This window comes from Ensifer sp. 1H6 (assembly GCF_001976035.1).
Classification (GTDB): domain Bacteria; phylum Pseudomonadota; class Alphaproteobacteria; order Rhizobiales; family Rhizobiaceae; genus Ensifer; species Ensifer canadensis.
Map to the genome: position 1 here is coordinate 38114 of NZ_MOAI01000018.1, position 25817 is coordinate 63930.

25 protein-coding genes and 2 pseudogenes are annotated in these 25817 nt (G+C 60.7%); 14 read left to right on the plus strand and 13 right to left on the minus strand.

What is annotated here, in order from left to right; genetic code table 11:
* Positions 1 to 151 precede the first annotated feature (151 nt).
* Both BKP54_RS20790 and BKP54_RS20795 read left to right on the plus strand, forming a co-directional pair.
* On the plus strand, positions 152 to 988 hold the full coding sequence (locus BKP54_RS20790; RefSeq protein ID WP_084814777.1) for a universal stress protein: 837 nt from the start codon (positions 152 to 154) through the stop codon (positions 986 to 988).
* Between the two features lie 141 nt (positions 989 to 1129).
* On the plus strand, positions 1130 to 3004 hold the full coding sequence (locus BKP54_RS20795) for a heavy metal translocating P-type ATPase (protein ID WP_084814778.1): 1875 nt from the start codon (positions 1130 to 1132) through the stop codon (positions 3002 to 3004).
* Positions 3005 to 3265: 261 nt separating this feature from the next.
* On the opposite strand, the gene BKP54_RS20800 is transcribed toward BKP54_RS20795, so the two are convergent.
* The 3 genes from BKP54_RS20800 to BKP54_RS20810 all read right to left on the minus strand — a co-directional run bounded on the left by BKP54_RS20800 (position 3266) and on the right by BKP54_RS20810 (position 4355).
* Positions 3266 to 3445 carry a hypothetical protein gene (locus tag BKP54_RS20800; protein WP_128090458.1) on the minus strand — a complete coding sequence of 60 codons (180 nt, stop codon included), beginning with the start codon at positions 3443 to 3445 and terminating at the stop codon, positions 3266 to 3268.
* Between the two features lie 58 nt (positions 3446 to 3503).
* Entirely contained in the window at positions 3504 to 3944 is a 441-nt protein-coding gene (locus BKP54_RS20805) for a universal stress protein (RefSeq protein WP_025430778.1), read from the minus strand.
* A gap of 225 nt (positions 3945 to 4169) precedes the next feature.
* The gene (locus BKP54_RS20810) at positions 4170 to 4355 is read right to left on the minus strand and encodes a hypothetical protein (protein ID WP_198956851.1); all 186 of its coding nucleotides are present in this window, start codon (positions 4353 to 4355) and stop codon (positions 4170 to 4172) included.
* A gap of 420 nt (positions 4356 to 4775) precedes the next feature.
* Between BKP54_RS20810 and BKP54_RS20815 the strand changes: the two genes are divergently transcribed.
* The 4 genes from BKP54_RS20815 (at position 4776) to BKP54_RS20835 (ending at position 7652) form a co-directional block, all read left to right on the plus strand.
* The gene (locus BKP54_RS20815; protein WP_084814780.1) at positions 4776 to 5303 is read left to right on the plus strand and encodes an Hsp20/alpha crystallin family protein; all 528 of its coding nucleotides are present in this window, start codon (positions 4776 to 4778) and stop codon (positions 5301 to 5303) included.
* Between the two features lie 69 nt (positions 5304 to 5372).
* Positions 5373 to 6203, plus strand: coding sequence for a universal stress protein (locus BKP54_RS20820; RefSeq protein WP_084814781.1), 831 nt, complete (start codon positions 5373 to 5375; stop codon positions 6201 to 6203).
* A 161-nt stretch (positions 6204 to 6364) separates the two neighbouring features.
* Positions 6365 to 6688: a cytochrome c gene (locus BKP54_RS20825; RefSeq protein ID WP_084814782.1), complete on the plus strand. Its 324-nt coding sequence runs from the start codon at positions 6365 to 6367 to the stop codon at positions 6686 to 6688.
* A gap of 478 nt (positions 6689 to 7166) precedes the next feature.
* Positions 7167 to 7652: an adenosine-specific kinase gene (locus BKP54_RS20835; protein WP_025430781.1), complete on the plus strand. Its 486-nt coding sequence runs from the start codon at positions 7167 to 7169 to the stop codon at positions 7650 to 7652.
* A 351-nt stretch (positions 7653 to 8003) separates the two neighbouring features.
* Here BKP54_RS20835 and BKP54_RS20840 read toward each other — a convergent pair whose 3' ends face one another.
* Both BKP54_RS20840 and BKP54_RS37330 read right to left on the minus strand, forming a co-directional pair.
* Positions 8004 to 8366, minus strand: a complete 363-nt coding sequence (locus BKP54_RS20840) for an EF-hand domain-containing protein (RefSeq protein ID WP_025430782.1) — start codon at positions 8364 to 8366, stop codon at positions 8004 to 8006.
* Positions 8367 to 8558: 192 nt separating this feature from the next.
* A pseudogene (locus BKP54_RS37330) lies at positions 8559 to 8710 on the minus strand (LysR family transcriptional regulator); the annotation flags it as partial.
* A gap of 521 nt (positions 8711 to 9231) precedes the next feature.
* On the opposite strand from BKP54_RS37330, the gene BKP54_RS20845 reads away from it, so the two are divergent.
* The 4 genes and pseudogenes from BKP54_RS20845 to BKP54_RS37335 all read left to right on the plus strand — a co-directional run.
* Positions 9232 to 9753 carry a universal stress protein gene (locus BKP54_RS20845; RefSeq protein WP_084814833.1) on the plus strand — a complete coding sequence of 174 codons (522 nt, stop codon included), beginning with the start codon at positions 9232 to 9234 and terminating at the stop codon, positions 9751 to 9753.
* A gap of 263 nt (positions 9754 to 10016) precedes the next feature.
* Positions 10017 to 10178: a hypothetical protein gene (locus tag BKP54_RS35880; RefSeq protein ID WP_158071711.1), complete on the plus strand. Its 162-nt coding sequence runs from the start codon at positions 10017 to 10019 to the stop codon at positions 10176 to 10178.
* Between the two features lie 720 nt (positions 10179 to 10898).
* The gene (locus BKP54_RS20850; RefSeq protein WP_025430785.1) at positions 10899 to 11324 is read left to right on the plus strand and encodes a plastocyanin/azurin family copper-binding protein; all 426 of its coding nucleotides are present in this window, start codon (positions 10899 to 10901) and stop codon (positions 11322 to 11324) included.
* Positions 11325 to 11506: 182 nt separating this feature from the next.
* Positions 11507 to 11735 (plus strand): annotated as a pseudogene (locus BKP54_RS37335) (sugar phosphate isomerase/epimerase); the annotation flags it as partial.
* Between the two features lie 310 nt (positions 11736 to 12045).
* Here BKP54_RS37335 and BKP54_RS20860 read toward each other — a convergent pair.
* The gene (locus tag BKP54_RS20860; RefSeq protein WP_025430786.1) at positions 12046 to 12348 is read right to left on the minus strand and encodes an alkylphosphonate utilization protein; all 303 of its coding nucleotides are present in this window, start codon (positions 12346 to 12348) and stop codon (positions 12046 to 12048) included.
* A 254-nt stretch (positions 12349 to 12602) separates the two neighbouring features.
* On the opposite strand from BKP54_RS20860, the gene BKP54_RS20865 reads away from it, so the two are divergent.
* Complete coding sequence (locus tag BKP54_RS20865) at positions 12603 to 12875, plus strand: helix-turn-helix transcriptional regulator (protein ID WP_025430787.1); 273 nt, start codon at positions 12603 to 12605, stop codon at positions 12873 to 12875.
* Positions 12876 to 12957: 82 nt separating this feature from the next.
* Positions 12958 to 14715, plus strand: coding sequence for a SulP family inorganic anion transporter (locus tag BKP54_RS20870; protein ID WP_051509340.1), 1758 nt, complete (start codon positions 12958 to 12960; stop codon positions 14713 to 14715).
* Positions 14716 to 15231: 516 nt separating this feature from the next.
* On the opposite strand, the gene BKP54_RS20880 is transcribed toward BKP54_RS20870, so the two are convergent.
* Positions 15232 to 16455 (minus strand): acyl-CoA dehydrogenase family protein, encoded by a 1224-nt coding sequence (locus tag BKP54_RS20880; protein WP_084814785.1) that lies wholly within the window; start codon positions 16453 to 16455, stop codon positions 15232 to 15234.
* 89 nt (positions 16456 to 16544) lie between these two features.
* Positions 16545 to 18176 carry an ABC transporter substrate-binding protein gene (locus BKP54_RS20885; RefSeq protein WP_084814786.1) on the minus strand — a complete coding sequence of 544 codons (1632 nt, stop codon included), beginning with the start codon at positions 18174 to 18176 and terminating at the stop codon, positions 16545 to 16547.
* 347 nt (positions 18177 to 18523) lie between these two features.
* Here BKP54_RS20885 and BKP54_RS20890 point away from each other — a divergent pair, with 347 nt between their 5' ends.
* On the plus strand, positions 18524 to 19624 hold the full coding sequence (locus BKP54_RS20890; RefSeq protein WP_084814787.1) for an LLM class flavin-dependent oxidoreductase: 1101 nt from the start codon (positions 18524 to 18526) through the stop codon (positions 19622 to 19624).
* Positions 19621 to 20574 carry an amidohydrolase family protein gene (locus BKP54_RS20895; RefSeq protein ID WP_084814788.1) on the plus strand — a complete coding sequence of 318 codons (954 nt, stop codon included), beginning with the start codon at positions 19621 to 19623 and terminating at the stop codon, positions 20572 to 20574. The genes BKP54_RS20890 and BKP54_RS20895 overlap by 4 nt, the downstream gene beginning before the upstream one ends.
* A gap of 90 nt (positions 20575 to 20664) precedes the next feature.
* Here the strand turns inward: BKP54_RS20895 and BKP54_RS20900 are convergent, their stop codons facing one another.
* From BKP54_RS20900 to BKP54_RS20920, 5 genes are read right to left on the minus strand one after another with little or no spacing between them, the layout of a single operon-like run.
* Positions 20665 to 21726, minus strand: coding sequence for an aldo/keto reductase (locus BKP54_RS20900; protein ID WP_084814789.1), 1062 nt, complete (start codon positions 21724 to 21726; stop codon positions 20665 to 20667).
* 14 nt (positions 21727 to 21740) lie between these two features.
* Positions 21741 to 22685 (minus strand): oligopeptide/dipeptide ABC transporter ATP-binding protein, encoded by a 945-nt coding sequence (locus BKP54_RS20905; protein ID WP_084814790.1) that lies wholly within the window; start codon positions 22683 to 22685, stop codon positions 21741 to 21743.
* Positions 22663 to 23661, minus strand: a complete 999-nt coding sequence (locus BKP54_RS20910) for an ABC transporter ATP-binding protein (RefSeq protein WP_025430801.1) — start codon at positions 23659 to 23661, stop codon at positions 22663 to 22665. Before BKP54_RS20910 ends, BKP54_RS20905 begins: the two co-directional genes overlap by 23 nt.
* A gap of 2 nt (positions 23662 to 23663) precedes the next feature.
* Positions 23664 to 24662, minus strand: coding sequence for an ABC transporter permease (locus BKP54_RS20915; protein WP_084814791.1), 999 nt, complete (start codon positions 24660 to 24662; stop codon positions 23664 to 23666).
* Complete coding sequence (locus BKP54_RS20920) at positions 24662 to 25648, minus strand: ABC transporter permease (RefSeq protein ID WP_025430803.1); 987 nt, start codon at positions 25646 to 25648, stop codon at positions 24662 to 24664. The genes BKP54_RS20915 and BKP54_RS20920 overlap by 1 nt, the downstream gene beginning before the upstream one ends.
* Between the last annotated feature and the right edge of the window lie 169 nt (positions 25649 to 25817).

The following is a 25817-nucleotide window of genomic DNA, read 5'->3' on the forward strand; positions in this document are numbered from 1 at the left end:
GAGCGGTTCCTCCCACCATGCAAATCGGCACCTGCCCAGGTACCTTAACCCACTGTCGTGGACCTCTGTTGACGCTGATCAATGCGCACGTCCTGCCCACGGCTAGATTTGACGACATTGGCCCTTGGGCAAACCATTGGGAGAAACTGCGATGACTTATAAAACAATTCTCGCTGTTTTCAGCATTCATCACAAGGAGCAGAGCCTGCGCTCTGCAGCCGAGATTTGCGCCTCCGTCGGCGCCCATCTTTCACTGTTGATTGTCAAACTCGCGTCACCTCCGCCAATTGGCGAATATGCAGCTGCTGTGTCCGTCGATTGGCTCGATGAAAGGCAGCGCGATATCGTCAGGCTTGAGACATGTGTGGAAAAGGCAAAAGCGATCCTGGATCAGACGGGAATATCCTTCGACGTCGCCACGATGTACACAGAAGTTGCCTGGGCAGACGACGAAATCGGAGAGAGGGCGCGCTATTGCGATCTCACGCTTGTCGGCGATGGGCTGATGGCCGATCCGGAACTACGCTCCCGCACACTCGACGGAGCGTTGTTTCGTTCCGCACGTCCAGTACTGATCGTGCCCAGAGGCAAAACCGCGACACTTACTCCGAAAAAAGTCGTGCTGGCTTGGGATTCGGGTTTCGAGGCGGCTCGGGCGGCCCGCGAGGCAATGGGCATTCTGGCAGGCGCAGATGACGTGCAGGTCACGATGGTCGATCCGCGCGCCAGCTACGGTCGCAATGGCGAAGAACCCGGCGCCGACATCGCGGCATACCTTGTTCGCCATGGCGTCTCGGTCGCCGTCGAGCGGTTGCCAAGCGAGGGACGCAGCATTGACGAAGTGCTGAACCGATACGCGCGGGACGCCTCGGCAGAGCTGATGGTGATGGGCGCCTATGGCCATTCGCGAATGCGCGAGCGGGTTTTTGGCGGGGTAACCCGCTCGATGCTCGAGACCGCGTCAGTGCCGGTTCTCATGGTACATTGAACAACTGCTTCGAAGCCTGCTGCTTGGTGGGCGCTTGGCCTGCTGTTCGGCATCGAGCGGTCAACCGGGGCTGCCGCGCCGGTACTCTATTGCGGCACAATCGCCTGAGCCTCGGAATGGACAGCGGGAGGTGCGGATTGCATGAGAGCGGGTTTCTTCCACCTTGCATTTCTGGCGGTCGCTCTAACCGGCATGCTTGCCGGCTTACTGGTAAAATACTTCGGCTGGCCGCTGGCACCCGAGCTCATTTGGAGCGCCGCGACAGTTCCGGTCGTCGCAGCGCTCGCAATCACGATTGTGCGCGATTTCCTGGTCGGACGGATGGGTGTGGACGCCATAGCGCTCGTTGCGATGATAGCTTCTATCGCCATGGGGCAGCCACTCGCGGGTGTGGTGGTCGCCATGATGTATACTGGCGGCAACCTGCTGGAAGATTACGCACGCGGCAAAGCCGAACGCGACCTGAGGTCGCTTCGTGATCGAACGCCCCGCATTGCCCACAAGGTCGCTGAGGGCGAAGTAACGGACATTGCGGCTGGAGAGATCGTCGTAGGTGACGACTTGCTGGTAAGAGCCGGCGAGTTGTTGCCCGTAGACGGACACCTTCTTAATGAACGGGCCAAGCTTGACGAGTCCGCCGTGACCGGCGAGCCTTTGCCGGAAATTCGGCGGAAGGGTGAACACCTTAGAAGCGGCACCGTCAATGCCGGCGAGGCGTTCCACTATCGAGCGTCTGCCCCGGCCAGTAAGAGCACCTATGCCGGCATTGTCCGCATGGTCGAAGAGGCACAGACCGCCAAGGCACCGTTCATCCGAATAGCCGATCGTTTCGCCCTGCTGCTTTTGCCAGCGACGCTTCTCGTTGCAGGTCTTGCGTGGTGGCTATCGGGTGATCGCATCAGGGCACTCGCCGTGCTCGTTGTTGCCACTCCCTGCCCGCTCATTCTCGCCGCACCCGTTGCCTTCATCGGCGGCGTCTCGCGCGCCGCACGCGCGGGCGTCCTGATGAAAGGAAGCGCCGCGCTCGAGGCGCTTGCCCTTGTCCGCACCGCCATTTTCGACAAGACAGGAACATTGACCGAAGGTGGGGCACGCATCACTTTTTTCGAAACGGCGCCAAATGGTGACGCCGAAGACATCTTGCGCCTTCTCGCATCCCTCGAGCAGGCCTCACACCATGTTCTGGCCGAGACCATCGTTGCCTTGGCGCGAGCAAAGGGAATGCCACTGTCATCGCCGACAGATGTCCAGGAGTTTCGCGGCTCCGGATTGGAGGGCATTGTCGATGGTAAGCATGTGCGTGCCGGGTCGCGTGCGCTTGTCCTTGGAGACGGAGAGCCACCGGCATGGGCCTGTTCGGTTGCATTGGCTAGGGAAGGCAGTTCGGGACTCACAATCTATGTGTCGGTGGACGGTCGGATCGTTGCATTCCTCGTTTTGGCGGACGCAATCCGCCTTGAGGCGCCGGCCGCATTGGCTCAGCTTCATGAAGCCGGCATTTCGCGTATCATCATGGTCACCGGCGATGACGCCGAGACCGCCAGCGTCGTCGGATCTTCCCTTGGGATCGACGAGGTCTATGCCGATCGTAGTCCGGCCGAAAAGCTTGCAGCCGTTACGGCCGAACAGCGTCGCCAGCCGACGATGATGGTGGGTGACGGGATCAATGATGCGCCGGCACTGGCTGCGGCTGATATTGGCATCGCCCTGGGTGCCCGCGGGGCGACCGCCTCGTCAGAAGCTGCGGATGTCGTGATCCTGGTCGATCGGATTGATCGCGTACCTCATGCTGTCATGATCGCACGGCGTACAAGGCGAATCGCCTTGCAAAGCATCGTTGTCGGTCTGGCTTTGTCGGGGATCGCGATGGTCTTTGCGGCTTTTGGATACATAACTCCGGTCGCCGGCGCCCTTTTGCAGGAAGGGATAGACATCGCAGTGATCGTCAACGCTTTGCGAGCCTTGAGCGGGCCGTCCACCGAAGGATCGGCCTCGCCTGCCACGGCAATTTCGTAAGTGCATATTTTCGGGAAGGTGGCGAGGATTGCCTATCGGGCTTCGGTCTATGCCATCGCCTTGTCTCAAAACCTGATCACGACACGCTGACCACTACCCGCCCTATTTTCGATCGTAAGGCGCAGCCCCTAGACGTCGGAAAACCCTATCGTGGTTCGGATATTGACGCCTCCGGTGGGACCGCGTGCAACCAGATCAGAACGGTGAACGCCGGCTTGACAGTCGCGTGAATATCGCCGAACTCGTCAGCAATATAAGCCGCTACAGCCCACTTGCGGGAACTGCCAGAAGCATGAAGTGGAACAAGGTGAGCATCGCCTGCACTGCCATTTCAAAGGGTTGCCGCCTGTTTGGGCGCGCCGACACTACGCGCACCAGTATCTGCAGGATTACCAGCGCAAGGATGACAAGGCCGCCCCAGAAGTGTGCGCTCGCGAGCATGTCGAACTCCGGACGATTTTGTATCACCACGACGTATGCCAGTCTCCCTGTCGTCGTGCTATTTCCTATATATCAGGACAGGGATGGTCGAATGCGTAAGAACCTTGGCGGCGACGCTGCCGATGATCAATGCGCCGACACCGCTTCGGCCGTGCGAAGCCATCATGATGAGATCGGCGCCGATATCCTCCGCTTTCCTGATGATCTCGAGGTAAACCTCGTGCGCGATGGAATGATCGGTCACGCAGCGAACGCCGGCCGCTTCGGCCCTAGTCCGAGCGGCGCAAAGCGTCTCGGCAGCATGCACCTCGGAAAGCGCCTCATATTGCGCGCGGGTGTTGCTGACCTGCTCCGCATCCAGAGAAACGAGGTGAAAAGGTTCCGTCACGATAAAGATGGTGATGTTCGCGCCCACTTCCTTTGCGAATGTGATGGCGGCATCCACGGCCAGCGTCGCGAGCGGTGAGCCGTCGGTGGGTATGAGGATGTTGCTGAACATGAAAGCCTCCCGATTGAAATCGGAATCAAAGTAGCCGCATCGCCCTCAGCCACATTGACCCAGATCAATTAATTTAGCTTTTGCTAATCTATCCAATGAACAAAAAAAATAAAACGAATGACCAGCTTCGGTCATGGGGGTGAGTTTGGCCGACAGCGACAGAACTTCCGAAAAATGTCGTTTTCCGACGTCCCGTTTGTCGGTTCACAACTTAGACAATTCAACTCACTGAGAGGGAAGCAAGGACTTTTCCCTGTCCGCCTGATCGTGCAGCCGATCGAAATAGACGAGCGCCATCGGGTGTATCTGGATGGAGTTGGTGATCACAAATTCCATGCATGCAAGGCCGACACCGTCTGCGGGCAACCTCCACCAGCGCGACGCGGACTTCGGATCGGCGAGCTTCAGCATACTTTCGTCCGCGTCTCAGGAATGTCGGCAGGGTTATCGTTTCGGCGTTGAACTGCGCTCGCCCCGCGTAGATCAAGCCTCATCGCCTTCGGCACGGGATACCGACCATCTTGTCGGCAGCAGCCTGCTCTGGACGGCGGCTTGTGCGAGGCGAAGCGTGCGTTGCTCATGCTGATTTCCACGGAAGGATCACCATCAATCGATTGGAAGTACATCCCTCAAGCGAGCAGCATCGCTCGTCGTCAAACGACGAGATTGAGATCGGTTTGGGCCGCGCATTTTTGACGCGCATCAATGCACGTTTCTCTGGATGTGGCGTCATAGATCGATAGCCGAGTGACTACCCGCTCGAGGGAAATGGAAGACCACAGGGCTCGCGCCTCGGCGGTCGCGGCCTGTTTATCCGAAGGAGAACCAGTCATGGCTGAACCAGCAACCCGAGTACCCACCAAACCAGAAGAAAAAGCGATCAAGCGCGGTACCGAAGCATGGCTTCCGTTTGAGAGCCTTCGGGCCGAAATCGACCGACTATTCGACGATTTTCCCCCGAACTTCTGGAGCCGCCCTCGTGGAGTCGGCCTCAGCCGTCGAGCGCCGCTTCTGTCCAACTGGGCGGTCGCTCCCGCCGTCGACCTGATCGAAAAGGAAAACAACTACGAGATGACCGCCGAACTTCCGGGAATGGAGGAAAAGGACGTTGAGGTCAGCGTTTCGAACGGGACCTTGACGATCCGCGGCGAGAAGCAGGAAGCGAAGGAGGAGAAGGAGAAGGAATACGTTCTGTCGGAACGACGATTTGGCTCGTTCCGCCGCACGTTCAAGATTCCCGAGGACGTCAAGACCGACGACATCGCCGCCACCTTCTCGAAAGGCGTTCTGACGCTAACGCTGCCGAAAGCCGAGGAAGCACGGCAGGACGAGCGCAAGATCCAGATAAACACAGACTGACAGCGAACTCTCGCTCCACAAACGCGCGAGTGCGTTTGCGGACGGCGGCGCACCAAATGGAGGAAACCGATGTCTTTCAAGACCATTCTCAACGTGACCGGCGTGTCTGAGATCGATCAGGATCTTCAAGTCGCGATGGACCTCTGCAGTCAAGTGGGCGCCCATCTCAGCGTTTTTCTTGCTGTGATGGCACCCCAACCGACCGGGCGCTATGCAACGCTGGCGCCGAGCTGGCTGGAACAGCGAGAGCGCAACCTGCAGGAACTCGCGGAACGGGTAGGCAACGTCCGCGGCCGCATTGCCAAAACGGAACTGTCGTTTGACGTGGATAGCGTCTATGCGGAGGTGGCCGGAGCCAGCTATGCCATCGGCCAGCGGGCGCTTTATGCGGACCTGCTTCTGGTCGGCCCGGCTGTCTTTGGGAACGAGGATCTGAAGTCGCAGATCGTCAACGGCAGCCTCTTTCAGGCGCAGCGTCCCGTCCTCTTCGTCCCACCCGGCAGCAAAGCGACCTTGCAACCGAGAACGGTCCTGCTGGCATGGGACTCCCGCCCGAGCGCGACCCATGCTGCCCGAGACGCACTCGAAATGATGAAGGCGGCGGAATCGGTTCACGTCACCATGGTCGATCCGGTTTTAGCGCAGACGGCAAGCGGGGAGGAACCAGGGGCCGACGTAGCTGCCTACCTCGCCCGCCACGGTATCAACGTGTCGGTCGAGAACCTGCCGAGCTCGGGACGAGCCGTGCCTGACGTGCTGCAACAGCACGCGGTGGACATCGACGCCGACATGATTGTCATGGGCGCCTATGGCCATTCCCGGCTGCTGGAGCTTCTCCTTGGAGGCGTCACGAAATCGACGCTCAAGCACGCGAAGTCACCCGTCTTCATGGCGCATTGAAGCGATTGGGGACCTGCTCGTGGCAGGACGGGATTATCCTTTGGTCGAGGCGGACAAGCCCGGACTGGGTTTCGGTCGAACGGAGGTGCCCGCGCTCGGCCGATGGCAAAACCGACGCAAGTGGAACGTGCTGCCGGCAAGAAAGAGGATGGCACCTGGCAATGACCCGAACACTCCGCATTCTAAGTGGCACTGCCGTTGCCGTCGCGGTGTTAGTCAGTAGCGCGAGCGTTGCCAGCGATCGTGTCGACGGGCGACGCATAGCACAGCGCTGGTGCAGCGGGTGTCACGTCGTGGCATCCGAGCAACGTCAAGGTTCGGACACTGTTCCAACATTCGCACAGATCGCCGAAGCTGAGCGCTTCGATGAGGCCACCCTTGCAACGTTCCTGGCGGCACCGCACCATTCCCGAATGCCCAACCTTTCGCTCACTCGCTCCGAGATTGCCGATCTTGTCGCCTATATCGCGGCGCAACGACATTGACTCGGCCATTGCTCATCTCAGCGACTGTCGATCTATCGGTTAGTCCGTCCCGGGTAGCGCGCGGTCGCCTTGTCGGCATGTTGAACTTACAGCACGGTCATCACGCTATATCTGGCCTACCTCGGTTTCGCAGGTTCGTTGACGGGTGTCCTGCTGGCGCGCGCCTCGCGTGCCATGTAGTGAAATACCGGACCTCGGGTCTGAACCCTCGTCATTGCGGACGTAGCAAGCTCCTCGCCGATAACGATGTTGAAGCCGACTGGGCCGACGCCGACCTCGACATTCTCGCGTCGGGCAGCCTGATCCAGCTCACCAGCCACCGTTGCGTCGCGCGGATCATTTCGAAGTCACGGCAGGCGAGCCGCGCTCTGGCCCTCCGGTGGCGGCGCGGAGGGCGAATTGGCCGCATGTGATGGCTTGAAATTGCCTTCTGTGGGCCTACCTACCATCGCGTTGCCTACCTTGGAGGAGCGCAGCCATGGAACTTACCGTGGTGCCCATCGTCAAGCCGGACGCCGCCAACTTCATTTTTGGCCAGTCGCATTTCATCAAGACGGTGGAAGATCTCCACGAGGCGTTGGTGGGCGCGGTTCCAGGCATCCGCTTCGGGCTGGCCTTCTGCGAGGCCTCCGGTAAGCGGCTGGTGCGTTGGTCGGGTAATGACGAAGCCGTGCTTGCCCTGGCACGTGACAACGCATTGGCCATTGGCGCCGGCCACACTTTCCTGATCTTCCTCGGCGACGGATTCTTTCCCGTCAACGTGCTGGCTGCGGTGCGTGCGGTGCCAGAGGTCTGTCGCATCTATTGTGCGACTGCCAACCCGACACAGGTGATCGTCGCGCAAACTGAACTGGGCCGCGGCGTGCTCGGCGTGGTGGATGGCGCCTCACCGCTGGGCGTCGAAACCGATGCGGACATTGCGTGGCGGAAAGACCTGCTCCGAAAGATCGGCTACAAGCTGTAGTGGCTGGACAAAGCCGGCGCCTGCGGTGCCAAGGGAATTCGAGACTGCCGGATGCGGAGGGCGACAAACCGTCGGGAATGAAGTTCAATTTACGACCCTGCATCAGAATGCCAACTCGATATTGGAAACCGTATTATCGATTGCAAAAACAAGGGGCTGGTTGTCACCACGGCCCTCGTTTTTTGAGCGCAACGACAAACGGTGAGCAATTGTTTTCACTACGATGCAGGCATTGCGCCAGCTACACAGGCGCGGCGGAGCCGCGTGTGGGGACGTTTGCGAACGGACGGATCCGGCTCTCCAGACCTTCTTATGGTCCGCATGCCGGCAAAAAACGCCGGTTTCCAGGCCTCATTGATCGCGCATGAAGGCCTGCATCTCCTCGGGCGTCACCTTGCCGTCCTTGTTCGCATCGACCGTCTCGAAGATCCTCTTGTGGATCGTTGTGACTTCGTCGAACGACAGGGCGCCGTCGCCATCAACATCGGCAACGGCAAACATGATCTTCATCATGTGGCCTTGCATCATGTTTTGGCGCATGCCACCCATCATGCCGCGCTGCCTCCCCCCCATCATCTCGCCAGGCATCATCTCAGAGTAACCCGGCCGCGCATCTTGTTTCTCGGCGGGGGCTGTTTGGGCCAATGATGGCGTGGGGCTGTTTGCTAGGAGCGTGGCGCCAATCGCCACATATGCAAGTTTTGCTGTAGTCATGTTCGTTCTCCTTTCGAGAAGCAGGAGATCCGAGGCAAGGCACGGGTTTGCGTCCGCGCTTTGGCGCTCAAGTGCAGTCGTATGAACATGCGACAAACTACCAATAGGGCGGACCGGTTTCCTTGCGCCACGTCAATTGGAGCACGACATTTATCCGATGGGCATGATCGCAGGTTCAAGGATCGAAATTCACAGACCGCCCCTCCACTTCGACGCAAAGCCGATGCCAAGACCGGCCGACACCAGTGACACCGGCGAGAAGGTGTCGTCACAGGTGTGTAAATGACGTCCTTCGAAAGATTGTGCTCCTCGAACTTCTCGGCGCAATAGCGCTCGGCTGTATAATCGCATTCCGTTCGTCAATGGCGCGCAGGCCCGATCGAACACGACGGTCCATAAATGGACGCTCAGCGAGGCTTGAAACGTCGATGGTGAGGTTGAGAGCGATAACGAGAACGGACATCGATAACGTCGTGGACTGCGTAGGCGGTTCCAGCCTCACACGCGACACGGAGCACAGTGCTGACACCGCCGCCTGCGCCCTCTCCCGCAGCGTACCAAGCTGAGGCTCGCCTGAGATTTTTTGGTTCAGAAGAATAGAAATTATGCCCGGCTGTCGGTCGCAAGTATCGTAAAACCAGTTTGCGGAAATCCATCCGGAACGCGACCAGAGAGCCTACATTGATCGGCATCAAGGATGCCGATGCCAAGTCTGCGTGGCCGCAGCCGCGCTGTCCGTATTATCCGGCGCCTTGGCGCTCGCCGCGACGTCAGCGCAGGTTTCGAAGTACGCTTGCAGTCCTTTGACCAGTATCAATACATTCCGCCTCAGTTGTGGGAGACTTGCTGAACCGGAGGGACGATGATGATCAAACACGTTCTTGTTGCAACAGACGGCTCCGATACGGCTTGGAAAGCCGTGGAGATGGCAGCCAACATCGCAAGGGGTCCGGGCGCGCGCTTTACTATCCTTCACGTCATATTGAACGCCGTGAGGGCCGAGGAAGCAAGCCAACTTGCACGAGCCGAGCATATGGTGCGGCGTGTCTCGGCGATCACGATGCCTGGGCAAGAGCGCGCCCTCTCCTCGAGGCACGATTTATTCAAAAGTTCGCAAGGCGGCATTGGCGAGACGAGGTCGGTGCTCGGAGAACGCATTGTCGAGAATGCGGCGGAACGTGCACGAACTCTTGGCGTCAACGACGTGCACACGCGGGTCGAACCTGGCGACTATGCTGAGACCATTCTCGCCGTAGCGGACGAGATTGGTGCAGACATGATCGTCGTCGGCAGCCGTGGGCTGGGAAGGTTAGCCGGGATGCTGCTTGGAAGCGTCTCGCAGAAGGTCGCACAACAGGCGCTTTGCTCGGTCACGATAGTGCGGTGAACTCACCCGCCAGCGTGAGATCAGCCGTGGACAACACAAATCGCGCTTCGGACCCGCTGACCTTCCGCGGCGTCGTTGATGCCAACGATCGCGAGGGGCCGAGCCCGGCGGCTTGAGTGCGGCCAGCATCGCTTCCGTTCCCGGCTGAGGATCAGACCATGATGGCGTGGTGGCGGCAAGTGTGGCGGGCAAGGTGGCCAGCTACAGACCGAGGCGCCCGCCAGTGGCAGGGCAATCAGTACCGATCCGGCTCGGATGAGCACATGGACATCAGCCGCTCCTATCGGGCGTGCAAGTCTGCCTATTGGCATGAGCAAGTCCATTGCGAAGACCGCTTCCGTAACAAGCGTCGCGCGCCGCTCAAGGTCATGGGCGAAGTCACGGCGCGGCATGTCCACGCTTATCGATTTCCATCAATGGCGTGATGACGGCCTATTTCGAACGAGTGCGAGGCGGATGCGCAACAGTTCCGTAAGACCGTATGTCCGTCTTCGTCCCTGAGGTGGCTCGCCCTGCACTGGTCTTCCGAGGGCTGCTCGGGTGGGCCAAGCCGATCCTCACCACAGGAGGACGAGCCGTGCGCCCCAGTTAATCCGAGGCGGTTCCGATCGATTCACTATGCGATATTCGAAGCACAGAACCTCCCCCGCATCGACGTAGACATAACGGCGAAACGAACGCACCCTTCCGTTGACTATCAAAATCCGGCTTCGGCTTTTCGCGGGCAATGCCCTCGATGCTGCGCGAGCTCGTTGTGAGTGCGCGGTGAATGGCTCTATCTTTTTGCACCGTCGCCCGACGCTCGGGTGCGCTTCCGCGCGACAGCTAAGAGCCGAAGATCGGCAACAACTGGTGTAAATCTCGACATTACTTTGCTGGTTGTCGCCAAGTCGACCAAGGACAACTTTCGACATCAAACCGCCGTTCGCGTGACTTTGCGCAATTCCGATAATCGTCTTTTCGTAAAATGCGCACTCCGATGCGCAGTGGCGCACGGCGCCTGAGGGCTGTCTCGTCCATTTCCCGAAATTCGAGAGAATGACAGGGAACGGACAGAACCGGCCTCGTACGTTCGGCGCACAGCAGCATCACCGTCTAGACCTCATGAACTGCTGAACTGCACCATTCAAAAAGGAGAATTCCGCGTGCGATACCTCCAGAACACATTTGCCGCCTTTGCCATCGTCTGTCTTGCAACGCCTGCATTCGCAGCAACCATGGTCAAGGTCACCGAGGGTGGTGAAGGTGGTGGCCCGATGGCCCTGACTCTCGACCAGGCCACGATCAAGGCCGGTGAGACGACATTTCTCGTCCACAACGACGCCATGACTGAAGAGCATGAGATGGTGCTTGTGAAGCTGAAGTCAGCCGATCAGAAGATTGCCATTGATGCCGCCAAGGGACGGGTCAACGAGGAGAAGCTCCAAAGCTTGGGCGAAGTCTCCGAGCTGAAGCCGGGAGCCAATGGCCAGTTAAAGGCGAAACTCGCGCCGGGCTCCTACGTACTTCTCTGCAACATCAAGGGCCATTTCGAAGCCGGCATGCAAGCCAGGTTGACGGTCACGAAATAACTCGGCCCTTGTTGGCCAGAGAGCTTACTTCGATCTCGGAGATTGCGAAATGTTCGTCTCCGAGATCAGGTACAGCAATAGGCGCATTTGTCTGTTGCAAACACGAATCTCATTTTCCCTACCGCAAGCCTTGCCACTTGGCGCTTCAGCATGTCCATGGCTCCGGCCAAGGAACGCGCGCAGTCCCAGCAGCGCCGGTGACCGGCCATCTGCATGTGCACGATAGCTTCGGCCTGCCCTATTCGATGAAGCGTTTCTATCATCCGGCCGAGGCAGCCGCGCTCGGTATCGGCGACCTTCATCTGCCGATCGGCTGGGGCGACTCCCATGGGCCGGACACGACGCCGATTTGCAGACCAGCAACCAGCCTGCCTCGAAACGGTAAGGCATCTTGCCGCATTGCGCGCCTGACCGACCTACTGGCAGCCGACACTCCGCTGTCTCAAACGCCTTATTGCCAAAGGGAGGCGGCGGTGATCGTCGTAGTGAAGACCGCCGCACCCCAGCGATGTGACTGCCGCCCCGTCCAAGCAGCAGTAAGTGCTCCAGGGATACACTGCCAGCCACGGGTGGCTGTGGAAGAGCGTTCTGAGCCGCTTCTAGTGGGAAGTCGTCCATCTAGAAGACGGCCCATCGGAGTGCCCGCCCAACCGACGCCGGAGGCTGAGGTAAATTCGGACACAGCGCACCGACTGCAAGTCCGGCCAACTGATGTCGTCGGTCACCGCTTGCGGACAAACTCGGTGCGCAGGACCAGTCCCTTGATCGCGTCGTGCCGGCAGTCGATCTCTTCCGGGTTGTTGGTGAGCCGGATCGACCTGATGATTGTGCCCTGCTTGAGGGTCTGGCCGGCCCCCTTCACCTTGAGGTCTTTGATAAGGACCACAGAGTCTCCGTCGGTAAGAAGATTACCGGACGCATCGCGAACCTCCGCAGCTTTCGCGGCCTCCGCGGCGATTTCCGATGCCAGCCGCCATTCGCCGGTCGCCTCGTCGTAAACGTAGTCATCGCCCTGGTCGCTCATGTTCGCTCCGCTGTAGTACCCTGCTTGTCTTGATCGCATCGCCGTGATGCTCTCGGCATCGGCTGCTAAACTCATATGTGCCTCTATCCCTGTCACCGCGCGAAAGCAAATCGCGGTTTAGCGCCGGAGGCGAACCCAGCGAACGAGCCGTTGAGATAGTTCTCTGGCGCATCGTCGGTGTCTCAGGATTTAGGCTTGAAACATGAACTTCAATGCGTCACTAATTTAGATTAACGGCTATGGAACAAATCTGAATGATCACAGCTGCACAGATGCGTGCCGCTCGTGCCCTTGCCGGCATCGACCAAAAGATGCTTGCAGAGAAGGCCGGCGTGTCAGTACCGACGATCCAGCGCATGGAGGCCAGCGAGGGCATTGTGCGTGGCGTGGTCGAAACGTTGACGCGAGTGATCGAAGCGCTCAATGCCTGCGGCGTAGAGCTGATCGGCGACAACCAGCCGAGTGAGCGCGGCGGGCGCGGTGTCCGCCTAGTCCAGCCGGGTCCATCCGTCGATGCGAAGAGGTGAAACGCGGAGTTCTCTCCAACGGCGGCAATCGCCGACCGTGACGTCGACGTCCCGTCGCCTATAACGAAGGCCGGAATAACAAATGGGGATATCGCGGCAAACGCAGACGGTATTAACGGCCCGCAGGCCGAACTCGGCACAATTTTCTGCCCCAACATTCTGGGAATTGTTCACACCCAAACTCGTCACCGTGCTTCGCGAGGGGTATGGCTGGTCGCAATTTCGCAGCGACGCGGTCGCCGGGCTTACCGTGGCGATCGTGGCCTTGCCGCTTTCCATGGCGATTGCCATTGCTTCGGGCGTCTCCCCCGAACGCGGCCTCTTCACCGCGATTGTCGGCGGCTTCCTGATATCCGCTCTCGGCGGCAGCCGTTTCCAGATCGGTGGACCAGCAGGTGCCTTCATCGTGCTCGTGGCGGCGACGGTACACAGCCACGGGCTGGAAGGCCTGCTTCTTGCGACAATGATATCAGGTGTCTTCATGCTGACCGCCGGCTATATGCGGCTCGGCACCTATATCAAATTTATCCCCTATCCGGTGACCATCGGGTTTACCGCCGGTATCGCCGTCATCATCTTCGCCAGCCAGATCAAAGAACTGTTCGGGCTGAGATTGTCGGGCGCGGAACCGGGTGAACTTTTGGCGAAGCTGGCCACACTGACCGCCGCAGCGCCCACGTTCAATTCTTCAGCGCTTGCCGTGGCAATACTGACGATCGGCACTATCCTCGCCCTGAAACGTTTACGGCCGCGCTGGCCAGGCATGCTGCTGGCCGTCGCCGCCGCCGCGCTCGTCGCGGCAGTCTTCTCCTTGCCTGTGGACACAATTGGGACTCGCTTCGGCGGCATTCCGCGCGGCCTGCCGCTGCCCTCATTTCCCGCGATGAGCAACGAACTTTTGCTTGCCGTTTTGCCAAATGCTGTTGCCTTCGCCTTGCTCGGTTCAATCGAGTCGCTGCTTTCGGCGGTCGTTGCCGATGGCATGACAGGACGACGTCACCGTTCCAATTGCGAACTTGTAGCGCAGGGCTTGGCCAATATAGCCTCGGCGCTGTTTGGCGGCATCTGTGCGACCGGCACGATCGCGCGCACGGCGACCAATGTCCGTGCCGGCGCGCATGGCCCCATCTCTGGGATGCTACATGCCTTGTTCCTCCTCGGCTTTATGCTAATTGCCGCACCGCTCGCGAGCTACATCCCGCTCTCTGCGCTCGCCGGTTTGCTCACCGTCGTCGCCTGGAACATGATCGAGACGCAATCAGTGGCCGCGCTGATCCGCTCCTCGCGGGGCGATGCACTGGTGCTGCTCGTCACGTTCCTGCTTGTCGTCTTCCGCGACCTGACAGAGGGCATCGTCGTGGGTTTCGCGCTCGGAGCAGTGCTCTTCATCGACCGTATGTCGAAGACGATCGCCGTCGAAGCTCACACTCCTCCGTCGCTAGACGACACCGCCGACGAGGCAAATGGCGGGCGCGAGGCTTATCGCGCGGAAGCCGCCAGCGATCCGGACACGGTCGTTTACCGCATTTCCGGCGCCTTTTTCTTCGCCGCTGCCACGACGGTCGGCGCAATCCTCGACCGCATCGCCGACCAGCGGCGTAACTTCATCCTCGATTGCTCGGCAGTCTCCTTTCTCGATTCTACTGCTGCCAGTGTCATTGAAGGCGCGGTGCACAAAGCTGGGCGTGCCAAAGTGCGCTTCTTCATCACGGGCGCCTCTACGCAGGCTCGCCGCATGCTGTTTGCGCACAATGTGCGGCCCCCTCGCGTGCGATACAAAGCCACGATTGAGGGCGCCCTAAGGCAAATTGAGAAGGAAGATAAACCCGGCGGAGCATAACAACTGTACGATTGTCGGGTGCGACACGTTCATCGCCGGTGAGACGAGTTTCAGCCTCGACCGCTATCATGCCGGCATGCTCGCCGCCGGCCCGGCCAATTTACAGGTCTACGGCTTGCCCTCGCGCTGCTCAACCCCGGCGACACGAACCTCGGGCGGGACCTCAAGACCGGTGGGGATCTCACCCATAGAGCGCCCGTCAACATGTCCGGCCGCTGCCGGGTGGTCAGATTGAACTGATTGGACTTGTTTATCAGCTGCGCGATCCGTGATCGACCGGTGCGATCAAACGGCCTGAAAGTGATCTCCATCTCAAGCGAAGCCTGGGTCGCCGTTCCCGACGATACATCATGCGATCAATTTAGTACAAACAGTGCAGATAGCGACGTTTGAGGCGTACGCTCAATTGAAGAACTTCTCGACCAGGTTCTCCGTGGGATTCAATTAAAACCTGCGGGCACGTGCTCACCGTTGGGAGAGCCCGTGGCGCGCCTGTTTTGACAGGTGGGTGCGCAGTCAAAACACCTTTCCTTCCCTCAGATGGGTGGTCGTCCCGTTAACCAGGTAGTCGCCCAGCACCCTCGCCTTGTGCAGGAGCGGGTTGTGATTGAGGACCGTGCGGATATTGCGCCAGTGCCGATCGAAGTTGTTGTTGCGGGAGGTCGCCGACCCGCCGCCCAGTTCGAAGATGCGTTCGGCGCTTCGCAATCCGAGCTGGCCAAGAACGAGCTGTGCTCGCGCCGTCGAAAGCGCGCTGGCGATCAGGGCATCCTCGATCGCGACGTCGGTTCCCCCGCCGAACGCGGCGGCCGTGCGGTCCAGCGCCTCCGCGGCTGCGGCGACCGCCGTATCGATGGCGAAGGAGTTTGCAGCGATCTCGCCAATGACCTGCTGGACGAAGGGATCCTCGCTTGCCGTTTCGGCGCTGCTGTGGGCGGCGGCGCGCGCCTGCTTGCGGACATAGGCAAGGCCATCGGAAAGGACGTTGCGCACGGCACCGGCCGCACTTGCAGCCAGGTGCAACTGCCGCAGCGTCGAGCAATGGCGACCAACGAGATTGTCGAGTGCGCGGCGGGCCAACTCGTGCGGGAACACCTCGACATTGTCGAGGATCACGCCTCCACTTGCAGTCAGCCGCTGCCCCATGCCATCCCAATCGTCGAGAATGGTGATGCCTTGCCGATCGACCGGCAGGAGAACGCCGACCGCCTGCCCTTCCTCGTCCAGCGCACTGAACGAAGCAAAGTCGGCGAAGGCGGTGCCCGTGGCGTACCATTTGCGACCGTTGAGCCTGTAGGTGTCGCCCTGCCTGATGATCGTCGTCGTCACTTGGCCGGGGCGAGCCGTACTTTGTTCGGTATGAGCGCCGCCAAAGAGCTTTCCGGCCAGGATCAGTTCTACGGCGTTGGCATCCCGCTCCCGAGGCTCGCTGAGAATGACGTTTTCGACGTAGTTGAAATGAGACCGAAGTGCATGTGCGACGTTGGAATCGGCAGCACCGATCGCAGCGATCATCTCGATATAGTCGGCAACCGAACCGCCAGGCCCACCGAGGGCGACCGGAATGCGCAGGGTCCCAAGTTCCAGTTCACGAAACAGTTCGAAGGCTTCGAAAGGGAGCGAGCGCGACAGATCGCGCTCGGCCGCGCCCTTTGAGACTTCGGACACAAAGCCAGGGACGCGCGCGAGAAGTTCCGCACGTGTCGGACGGGGAACGGTCAGCACCTTGGTTATCGTCACGCGTCAACTCCAAGACTGGAAAAAAGACGATGCAGCCGGGTACCACTCCGGCTGCACTGGCGCCTTCGACGATTGCTCGTCGCGATCATTTACGATTGCCCGTCGAGATAGATGTCTGCCCCATTGCTCCAGAGATGCTCGACACCGAGCTTCAGGTTCTTCACCCGCTTGTCGTAGACGGTGATCACCGCCGGGGTGACGATGTCGAGCGTCGGAAGGTCCTGAACCACCAGCTTCTGGAACTCGTTGAAGAGTTGCAGGCGCTTCTTCGGGTCGATCTCGACGGCGGCCGTCTCGAGAAGCCGGTCGACCTCCGGGTTCGAATACCTGGAGCCGTTGGTGAACGGGACACCCGGCTTGAAGTTCTTCGACCAGTAGAGGCGCTGGACGCCGACGGTCGGATCGTAAAGGTTGCTCATGCCTTCGATGGCAATGTCGAAGTCGCGATCGGTGAACACCCGTTTCACGAAGGTCGCGAAGTCCTGCGTTCGCAGTTCCACCTTGATGCCGACCTTTGCAAGGGCCTGCGCTATATATTCCGCGGTCTGCTTGGGAGGACCGGAAGGCTGGGTTGGATCGATGAACAGCTTGAAGCGGAAACCATCGGCGCCGCGCGCGTAGCCTGCCTCATCCAGGAGCTTCTCGGCCTTGGCCGGATCGAACTCGTATTTGGGGAGGTCCGGGGTGTAGAACTTCGCGAGGTCCGGGCTGACCGGCCCATCGAGCCGGGTGGCGTAGCCGAGATAGACGGTGTTGACGATGAAGTCCTTGTCGACCGCATGGGCAATTGCATGGCGGACCTTGATATCGGCCAGATACTTGTTCTCGAGGTTGAACTCGGCACGGGCAATGCTCGGCGAATAGGGCGCCGGGTCGGTATCAACGACGAGGTTCGGATTGGCTTTCAGGCGGTCGATGTCGGTCAGCGGTAGATTGGCCGTGGAGACCTGCACTTCACCCGTCTCGATCGCCGCGACGGCTGCGGCCGGATCGATGATGAAGCGGAAGATGATTTGGTCGAGATAGGGCTTGGGCGAACCCCAATAGTCCTCGTTCCGGACGAAGAGCGCATGGCTGCCGCGAACCCATTCTACGAACTTGTAGGGGCCGGTGCCGACCGGGGCGACGTTGTGCGGGTTTTCCGCGATCTTCGTCCCTTCGTAGAGATGTTTCGGAACGATCGGCGCCTCGAAGCTGGCAAAGGCAGTCAGCAGGTAGGGCGCCGGCTTTGAAAGGATCAGCTCCACTTCATGCGAATTGAGGACATTTGCCTCTTTTACGTGGGCAAAGGTCGCGCGACCGCGCGGATGGTTCTCCTTCAGCGCCAGGATCGAAAAGGCGACATCCTCGGCAGTGAAATCCTTGCCGTCGTGCCAACGAACGCCCTGACGTAGCTTGAACCAATAGCGCAGGCCGTCTTCGCTCACCGTCCACTCCGTGGCGAGCAACGGCTGAGCATTGAAGTCCTTGTCATAGGTCAGCAGGCTCTCAGTCGCCTTGCCGCTGATATAGTAGGCGGCGCCGGCGCTATGGGCGATGAGCACGAGCACGGGCGGCTCGGTGCCGATGTTGATCGAGACGCTGCCGCCGCGCGTCGGCTCCTCCGCCGCGAACGAGGGCACCGGCAGCAATGGCACGGCAATCGCAGTCGCCAGAGCAACGGAGGAAAGGAGGAACGCGCGGCGCGTCGGTTTCAAAGTCCCGTTATGTCTTGCTATCATCTGAGTATCCCCTAGCAGGCGAAGCGCAGGCAACGCCGATTTCTCCAGCACCCGATGGAGGTGTTAGCCAGACCATATAAAATCTACTATATTTATCGAGATAGTGTAATTCTAAACTCCGCGGCTTTTATGAAAAAAGCTACTCAGGCCACTCCGTTTGGCGGATGCCTGGCCTGCGGGCGGACAGTGCGAGGGCCGGAGCGGGCTCTAGAGGAGGAAAAATTTCGGCAATGGCCGATCGCGTGACAATCCGTCCCAAGATTGGCCCGCAAAATGTAATCGACAAAATACATCTACGATATAGATTATTGAACTCTACGCGCCTAGCCTTTTGAAGGAGTTCCTCCATGCGCCCCGAATTCATCGGCCACACGTCCAACAGGCAAGGGTCCGACATTGTGCCCGCGTCCGGTCCAGTCATCGACAAGGCCTATATCCGCAATCACGTCCAGGCGGCGGAAGCGGCAGGCATCGACCGCCTGCTGATCGGCCAATTCGCGCAATGGCCCGACAACAATCAGATCGCGGCTTATGTCTTCAGCCAGACCGACCGGATCGGGGCCCTGCTTGCCCACCGGCCCGGCCTGATGGCCCCGACACTCGGCGCGCGCCAGCTCGCCACACTGGATCAGTTCTCGGAAGGGCGTGTGTGGGTGCATATCATCACTGGTGGATCCGACGCGGATCAGGCTCGCGACGGCGACTTCGAGGACCACGATACCCGCTACGCCCGCACAGACGAGTACCTGACGGTGCTGAAGACGGTCTGGGAGAGCGACCAGCCCTTCGACCACGAGGGGCGCTTCTATAAATTCAAGGGCGCCTTCAGCCAGGTGAAGCCCTTCCAGAAGCCACGGATTCCAATTTCCTTCGGCGGTTCCTCGGAAGCGGCGATCGCCGTTGCCGGCAAGCATGCGGATATCTACGCGCTCTGGGGCGAACCGCTCGACGGCGCGCGGGAAACCATCGGGAAGGTGCGGGCGGCTGCGGTTGCCAATGGTCGCGCCGCAGACGATATCCGCTTCACCCTCGCCTTTCGTACCGTCGTGGCGGAGACTGAAGACGCGGCCTGGGCAAAGGCAGCGGATATCCTCGATAAGGTCAAGGCGCAGGTCGCACGCTCGGCCGGCGGCAACGGCGAGAAGCTGCCGACGAACGTCGGTTCCGTTCGCCTACGGGAGGCCGCCAGCCGCGGCAAGGTCCTCGACAAGCGGCTGTGGACCGAAGTCGCGGAAGCGAGCGGCGCCGGCGGAAACTCTACAGCGCTGGTCGGCACGCCTGAGCAGGTCGCCGACGCCATCCTCGATTACTACGACGCCGGGGTCTCCAACTTCCTCGTTCGCGGCTTTTACCCGACGGAAGATACCGTCACCTATGGACGCGATGTCGTGCCGCTCGTCAAAGCGGGTATCGCCGAACGCGAAGCCAGAAAGGTTGCAGCCGAATGACCGCGCCGCTCGATATCGTCGACATCCATGCCCATCTCTGGCCGCCAGCCTGGCGCCCGGGCGGCAGATATGAAAAGCCAGCTGGCGCATTTTCGCCGGAGATACACCGAAAGATCATCACCCCCCAGGCACTCGTCGATGAACTCGAGCAAAGCGGCGTATCGCTAGCCGTGGTTACCGCGACGGTCGAAAGCCTCTTCGGAATGGAAGGGATCGTGCCGCTTAAAGCGGTCCGGGAAGCCAACGACTGGCTGGCAACGCTTTCGCATGCGCATCCGACGCTCACCGGCTTTGCTGTCGTCGACGCCTTTGCCGGGGAGGAAGCGGCGCGCGAGGCCGAACGGGCGATCGTGGAGCTCGGTCTGACGGGTCTGGTAATTGACTCTTCGCGCGACGGCAAGTTCATCACCGATCCCTCAGCTCGACCAACCCTCGACGTCGCGGCGCGTCACAAGGTTCCGGTGTTCGTCCACCCCGTTGCGCACCCGAACGCAGAAGCTTTGATCAAAGGTGCCGGCAATCTCGGCAATTCGCTCGGGCGTGGTCTAATGAACGGCGTCGCATTCCTGTCGGTGATCCAGTCGCCCATCCTTGATGAACTGCCGGACCTGCATCTGGTCTTTGCCACCCTTGGTCTTGGCGCAATCGTCCAGGCGGCGCGCGGCGGCATCTACGGTCGCGCCGAGCGGGCGGCGGGACGGCGGCCCAACATCTACTTCGATACGATGGGTCATGATCCGGACATCGTCCGAACGCTCACCGGTTTTTTCGGTGCGGAGCGGGTCCTCGCCGGCACGGATTGGCCGATCCTTGCGGCTCTCGACCGGGACGAATTTCAAGAAAGTCTGGCGCAGGCCGGGCTGAATGAGCGGGAGGCACGCCTCGTCGCCGGCGGCAATGCCCGGCGCCTCCTCGGCCTGCGGCATGATCAAGCCGCGGCAGCAGAATAGGCCCGGCAAAACGAAGCCCCGGATCACTGATCCGGGGCTCTCTCTTTACAAGAGAGCGGCAGCGATGGTGCGCCGCCCGGTCGAAACCCGTCAGGCGACTCGCTGAGAACGGGCAAGCGGAACGATCTCGGCTTCGGTCGCACCGAAACGAGGCTCGCGGCCCTCAAGTGGATGGCCCGGATCGGTGAAGCCCGGGGTGGACGGATGACCAGGCGCGACCAGGCGATCGACCAAAGCCTCGTCTTCCGCGTCAAGCTTGACGCCAAGCGCGCGGATGTAGGCATCCCAATGCTCTTCGGTGCGTGGACCAGCAATCGTCGAGGTGATCAGCCGGTTGTTCAGCACCCAGGCAAGCGCGAAATCGGCGGCCGCGATGCCCTTAGCGTGGGCATGTGCGGCAATCTGCTTGGCGATCGCGATCGATTCTTCGCGGAACTCGACGTCATGCATGCGCTTGTCGCCGCGCCCGGCGCGCGTATCGGCGGCCGGTGCTTCACCGGGATTGTACTTGCCCGTCAGAACGCCGCGCGCCAACGGGCTGTAGGACACGGCACCAAGTCCGTAAGCGGCAGCCGCCGGCAACTGCTCCGCTTCGGCGGTGCGGTTGACGATGTTATAGAGTGGCTGGCTCGCGATCGGCCGGTCGATGCCGAGTTGATCGGCGAGGTGGGCGACTTCAGCGATGCGCCATCCACGGAAATTCGAGACCCCGAAATAGCGCAGCTTGCCGGCCTTGATCAGATCGGCGATCGCCCGCACCGGCTCTTCGAGCGGCGCATCGAAGACGGCGCGGTGGAAGTAGAGGATGTCGATATAGTCCGTGCCGAGATTGCGCAGCGAATTCTCGACCGTCTGATACACCCACTTGCGCGAATAGCCGCCGAGGTTCGGCCCCTTCTGGCGCGAGTTGACGAACTTCGTGGCCACCACCCAGTGATCGCGATGCGCCTTGATACCACGCCCGACCACTTCTTCCGACTTGCCGTCGTGGTAGACGTCGGCCGTGTCGATGAAGTTGATGCCCTGTTCGCGCGCCTTGTCGATGATGCGAAAGGCGACGTCATCCGGCGTCTGGTTGCCGAACATCATGGATCCGAGCGTCAGCGGCGACACTTTGAGGGCACTGCGCCCAAGATAGCGATACTCAACCATTCAAGTTCTCCATTTCAGTTGATGTGGTCCGCGACATGACAGGCCACCTGATGGCCGGGTTTTATGGAGCGGAATTCGGGCTCGGCGACGCGGCAAAGCTCGGTCGCCATCGGGCATCGGGTGTGGAACCGACAGCCCGATGGGATGTTGCTCGGGCTCGGCAGATCGCCGCCGAGCGGAGCGGCCTGTCTCGGCCGCGAGGGATCGGGAACGGCGGCCATCAGCGCGCGCGTATAGGGATGGCGCGGGTCCGACCAGAGCGTTTCGTTGTCGGCACTTTCCACGATCCGGCCGAGATACATCACCAGAACCCGGTCGCAGAAGTAACGCACCACCGACAGGTCATGGCTGATGAAGAGGTAGGAGAGACCAAACTCCTTCTTCATCTCCACCAGGAGGTTCAGGATCTGTGCCTGGATCGACAGGTCGAGTGCAGAAACAGGCTCGTCGCAGACGATCAGATCAGGGTTAAGCAACAAAGCGCGGGCAATGCCGATCCTTTGCCGCTGGCCCCCTGAGAATTCGTGCGGGTAGCGATTGATGGCATCGGCAGGCAGCCCGACCTTGGCGACGATGCTGGCGACCGTGCGACGGCGCTCCGACCGGCTGCCGGCCTTGTGCACGATCAGCGGCGCTTCCAGGATTTCACCGATTGTGTGTCGCGGATTGAGCGATGCGAACGGGTCCTGGAAGATCATCTGGATCGATTTGCGCACGTTTCTGAGCCGCCCCTGATCCAGTGCGGTGATGTCCTCGCCCTTGAACTCGATCTGCCCCGCGGTCGGATCGACCAGGCGCAGAAGTGTCTTGCCAAGCGTCGACTTGCCGCAACCGCTTTCGCCGACAAGCCCGACGGTCTCGCCACGCTCGACCACGAGATCGACGCCGTCGACCGAACGCAACAAACCGTCGCGGGTCTTGTAATGGGTCTTGAGATCAGAGGCTGAGATGAGCGGCATCGGGGACGGCCTTGAGGGACGAGGTGAACGGGCAGGCAACGAGCCGGTCCGGCGTTTGAGCAATCAAGGGTGGTACCTGATGGCCGCAGCTCGCGCGCGCTTGGCGACAGCGCGGCCTGAAAGGACAGCCGACCTCGCCTGCCGCCGAGACGATCGATCCGGGGATCTCGGTGAGCGGACCGTTCAGATAGTGAAAATCGGTCTTCAGACGCGGCGAGGCCGAAAGCAGCCCGCGTGTATAGGGATGCAGCGGATCGTTGAAGAGATCGCCAGGCAACGCCTGCTCGACCTTGCGGCCGGCATACATGACGACGACCTTGTCGGCCCATTGCGCGACGACGCCGAGGTCGTGGGTGATGAGCACCACCGCCATCTGCAGTTCGCGCCGCAGGGTGTCGAGCAGGTCGAGCACCTGCGCCTGGATCGTCACATCGAGAGCCGTCGTCGGTTCGTCGGCAATCAGCAGTTTCGGTCGGCAGGCAACCGCCATGGCAATCATGACCCGCTGGCGCATGCCGCCCGACAGTTGATGCGGATAGTCGTCGACCCGTTTTTCGGGGGCCGGGATACGCACGAGCTTCAGCAGCTCGATCGCCCGTTCGCGCGCCGCCCTGCCCGAGAGCTTTTCATGCACCTTCAGCACTTCGCCGATCTGCCGGCCGATCGACATGACGGGATTGAGGCTCGTCATCGGTTCCTGGAAGATCATGGCGATCTCGCGCCCGCGCAGGTGGCGCATTTCGCGCGCATCCAGATCCAGGAGGTCCCGGTCGTCAAAGACGATGCGGCCGCTGGTCACTTGTGCTGCGCCCGGCAGCAATTTCATCAGGGCGAGCGCCGTCAGCGATTTGCCCGAACCGGATTCTCCGACGATCGCCAGCGTCTCGCCCGCCCCGACCTCGAAAGACAGATTGCGGACCGGTTCGGCGCGCGGAAAGCCGATGGTGAGGTTTTCGACCTGAAGCAGCGGCGCCATCGTCAACGGTCCTGCGAGAAGCGAGGATTGAGGGCGTCGTTCAGACCGTCCCCTATGAGATTGAGCGCAAGCACGGTGAAGACGATCGCCAGGCCCGGAAGCGCGGTCAGGTACCAGGCGGTTCTGACCAGCTCGCGGCCGGTGCCGATCATCGAGCCCCAGCTCACCACGTTCGGATCGCCGAGGCCCATGAAGGAAAGCGCCGATTCCATCAGGATCGCGGTTGCGACCATGACCGAAGAGGTGACAATGATCGGCGGCAGTGCGTTCGGCAGGATCTCACGGAAGATGATCCGTCCATGGCCAAAGCCGAGGCTGCGTGCGGCCATGACAAAATCCTTTTCACGGATTGCACGGAATTCGGCCCTCGTCAGCCGCGCGACCGTCGGCCAGGAGATGACGGCGATCGCAAGCGTGACGGTGGTTGCCGAAGGTTGGACGATCGCGACCAGAACGACGAGAAGCACGAAGCTCGGCAGGGTCTGGAAGATCTCGATGAGCCTGACCAGGAGGTCGTCGACCCAGCCGCCGAAGTAACCGGCAATCGCACCGACAAAGACGCCGAAGGTGAGACCGAGCGCTGTCGCCATAAGCCCGACGAACAAGGAGATGCGCGAACCGTGCAGGATGCCAGCCAGAACGTCACGCCCAAGAGAATCCGTGCCGAGCGGGAAAGCCGGATCCTGGCCCGGCCAAAGGAACGGTTTTCCGACCATCGACAGGGGATCGTCCGGATAAAGCACCGGCGCCAGCAGCGCGACGGCGATCACGAACGCGAGAAATGCGGTGCCGAACAGCGCATTGGGGTTGGCGAGAAAGACCTTCAGTGCCCTCCGCCCGTTGGTGAGGGCGACCGCGGCGGTTGGCTGGGAGCGCGCGTCGGGCGCCTTTACGTTGGACCAGGCCGGACGTTCCGGCGCGGTTGCCTGCTCGTTCGTGGCCGGAGCAGCATAGGCGCCGCCCGTGACAGCTGGAAAAGCCCCGAAGTCAGTGGCGGACATCAGCGAGCTCCAATTCGGGGATCGAGCCAGGCGTGGACGAGGTCCACTGCAGCATTGGCGATGATGACGAGAAGAGAGGACAGGAGCAGGATGCCGAGCAGCACGGTGAAATCCCGCCCCATGACCGCCTCAAAGGCAAGTCTGCCGAGACCCGGCCAGCTATAGACCGTCTCCACCACCACCGCCCCGCCGAGCATGCCGCCGATATGCATGCCGGCCATGGTCGTGATCGGGATCAGCGCGTTGCGCAGAATGTGCCTTGCGGTCACCCCAAACGGCGTCAGCCCCTTGGCATAGGCGGTGCGCACGAAATCCTGGTTCTTGACTTCGAGCATGGCGGCACGTGTCAGCCGCGCATAGATCGCGACGTAGAACAGCGCGAGCGACGTCGCCGGCAGCACCATATAGCGCGCCTTGTCGAAGAGCGCCGGGAACCCTTTCAGCTGCGAGCCGATCGTGCCCGCACCGCCGCTCGGCAGCCAGCCGAGCTTGACCGAAAAGAGCACGATCAGCATCAGGCCGATCCAGAAGCTCGGGATCGAGTAGAAAAGCAGCGAGAACACAGACAGCAGCCGGTCGGGGATCCGCCCTGCAAATGTCGCCATCAGCGATCCCAGGACGACCCCAAGAAGGATCGCGATGAAGAGGGCCACAGCCATCAGGGTCAGCGTTCCCGGCAGGCGCTGGGCGATCAGGTCAGCGACCGGCATTCCGTAGCGCGGGGAAAAGCCGAGGCTGAACTGGGCGAGGTTGCCGAGATAGGTCGCCAGTTGTTCAAGCACCGGGCTGTCCAGCCCGAAGCGGGCTCTGAGCGCGGCGACACTCTCTTCCGTCGCCGATCCCGCCTCGCCTGCCAGAACATCCGCCGCGTCGCCAGGTGCCAACTGCAAAAGGAAGAAATTCAGGATCACAATCCCGAGGATCGTCGGAACCGCCTGCAGAAGCGTTCGTCGAAGCGTTCGCGCAATTCTGATCAGCACCGGCATCGATGTCGCCTCTCCGTTTGGCTGTCCGCCAACAGCGAACCTTCACCTCGGCCTGACCTTTCGCCGTGGATGATTTTTATAGTTGACTAATTACATAGGCTTTGTCAAATCTGTTTTAGTAATTTCGCCCTGCGATCGCTCGATTACAGGAACACCATTCCTGCGAATT

Excerpts from the sequence above, each read along its gene's own strand:
- BKP54_RS20915 (WP_084814791.1), bottom strand. The coding sequence starts at position 24,662 with ATGTCCGCCACTGACTTCGGGGCTTTTCCAGCTGTCACGGGCGGCGCC.
- BKP54_RS20865 (WP_025430787.1), top strand. The coding sequence starts at position 12,603 with ATGATCACAGCTGCACAGATGCGTGCCGCTCGTGCCCTTGCCGGCATC.
- BKP54_RS20885 (WP_084814786.1), bottom strand. The coding sequence starts at position 18,176 with ATGATAGCAAGACATAACGGGACTTTGAAACCGACGCGCCGCGCGTTC.
- BKP54_RS20795 (WP_084814778.1), top strand. The coding sequence starts at position 1,130 with ATGAGAGCGGGTTTCTTCCACCTTGCATTTCTGGCGGTCGCTCTAACC.
- BKP54_RS20815 (WP_084814780.1), top strand. The coding sequence starts at position 4,776 with ATGGCTGAACCAGCAACCCGAGTACCCACCAAACCAGAAGAAAAAGCG.
- BKP54_RS20790 (WP_084814777.1), top strand. The coding sequence starts at position 152 with ATGACTTATAAAACAATTCTCGCTGTTTTCAGCATTCATCACAAGGAG.
- BKP54_RS20910 (WP_025430801.1), bottom strand. The coding sequence starts at position 23,661 with ATGGCGCCGCTGCTTCAGGTCGAAAACCTCACCATCGGCTTTCCGCGC.
- BKP54_RS20895 (WP_084814788.1), top strand. The coding sequence starts at position 19,621 with ATGACCGCGCCGCTCGATATCGTCGACATCCATGCCCATCTCTGGCCG.
- BKP54_RS20800 (WP_128090458.1), bottom strand. The coding sequence starts at position 3,445 with ATGCTCGCGAGCGCACACTTCTGGGGCGGCCTTGTCATCCTTGCGCTG.
- BKP54_RS20805 (WP_025430778.1), bottom strand. The coding sequence starts at position 3,944 with ATGTTCAGCAACATCCTCATACCCACCGACGGCTCACCGCTCGCGACG.
- BKP54_RS20860 (WP_025430786.1), bottom strand. The coding sequence starts at position 12,348 with ATGAGCGACCAGGGCGATGACTACGTTTACGACGAGGCGACCGGCGAA.
- BKP54_RS20870 (WP_051509340.1), top strand. The coding sequence starts at position 12,958 with ATGGGGATATCGCGGCAAACGCAGACGGTATTAACGGCCCGCAGGCCG.
- BKP54_RS20825 (WP_084814782.1), top strand. The coding sequence starts at position 6,365 with ATGACCCGAACACTCCGCATTCTAAGTGGCACTGCCGTTGCCGTCGCG.
- BKP54_RS20810 (WP_198956851.1), bottom strand. The coding sequence starts at position 4,355 with ATGCTGAAGCTCGCCGATCCGAAGTCCGCGTCGCGCTGGTGGAGGTTG.
- BKP54_RS20820 (WP_084814781.1), top strand. The coding sequence starts at position 5,373 with ATGTCTTTCAAGACCATTCTCAACGTGACCGGCGTGTCTGAGATCGAT.
- BKP54_RS20845 (WP_084814833.1), top strand. The coding sequence starts at position 9,232 with ATGATCAAACACGTTCTTGTTGCAACAGACGGCTCCGATACGGCTTGG.
- BKP54_RS20840 (WP_025430782.1), bottom strand. The coding sequence starts at position 8,366 with ATGACTACAGCAAAACTTGCATATGTGGCGATTGGCGCCACGCTCCTA.
- BKP54_RS20920 (WP_025430803.1), bottom strand. The coding sequence starts at position 25,648 with ATGCCGGTGCTGATCAGAATTGCGCGAACGCTTCGACGAACGCTTCTG.
- BKP54_RS35880 (WP_158071711.1), top strand. The coding sequence starts at position 10,017 with ATGGACATCAGCCGCTCCTATCGGGCGTGCAAGTCTGCCTATTGGCAT.
- BKP54_RS20835 (WP_025430781.1), top strand. The coding sequence starts at position 7,167 with ATGGAACTTACCGTGGTGCCCATCGTCAAGCCGGACGCCGCCAACTTC.
- BKP54_RS20890 (WP_084814787.1), top strand. The coding sequence starts at position 18,524 with ATGCGCCCCGAATTCATCGGCCACACGTCCAACAGGCAAGGGTCCGAC.
- BKP54_RS20905 (WP_084814790.1), bottom strand. The coding sequence starts at position 22,685 with ATGCCGCTCATCTCAGCCTCTGATCTCAAGACCCATTACAAGACCCGC.
- BKP54_RS20900 (WP_084814789.1), bottom strand. The coding sequence starts at position 21,726 with ATGGTTGAGTATCGCTATCTTGGGCGCAGTGCCCTCAAAGTGTCGCCG.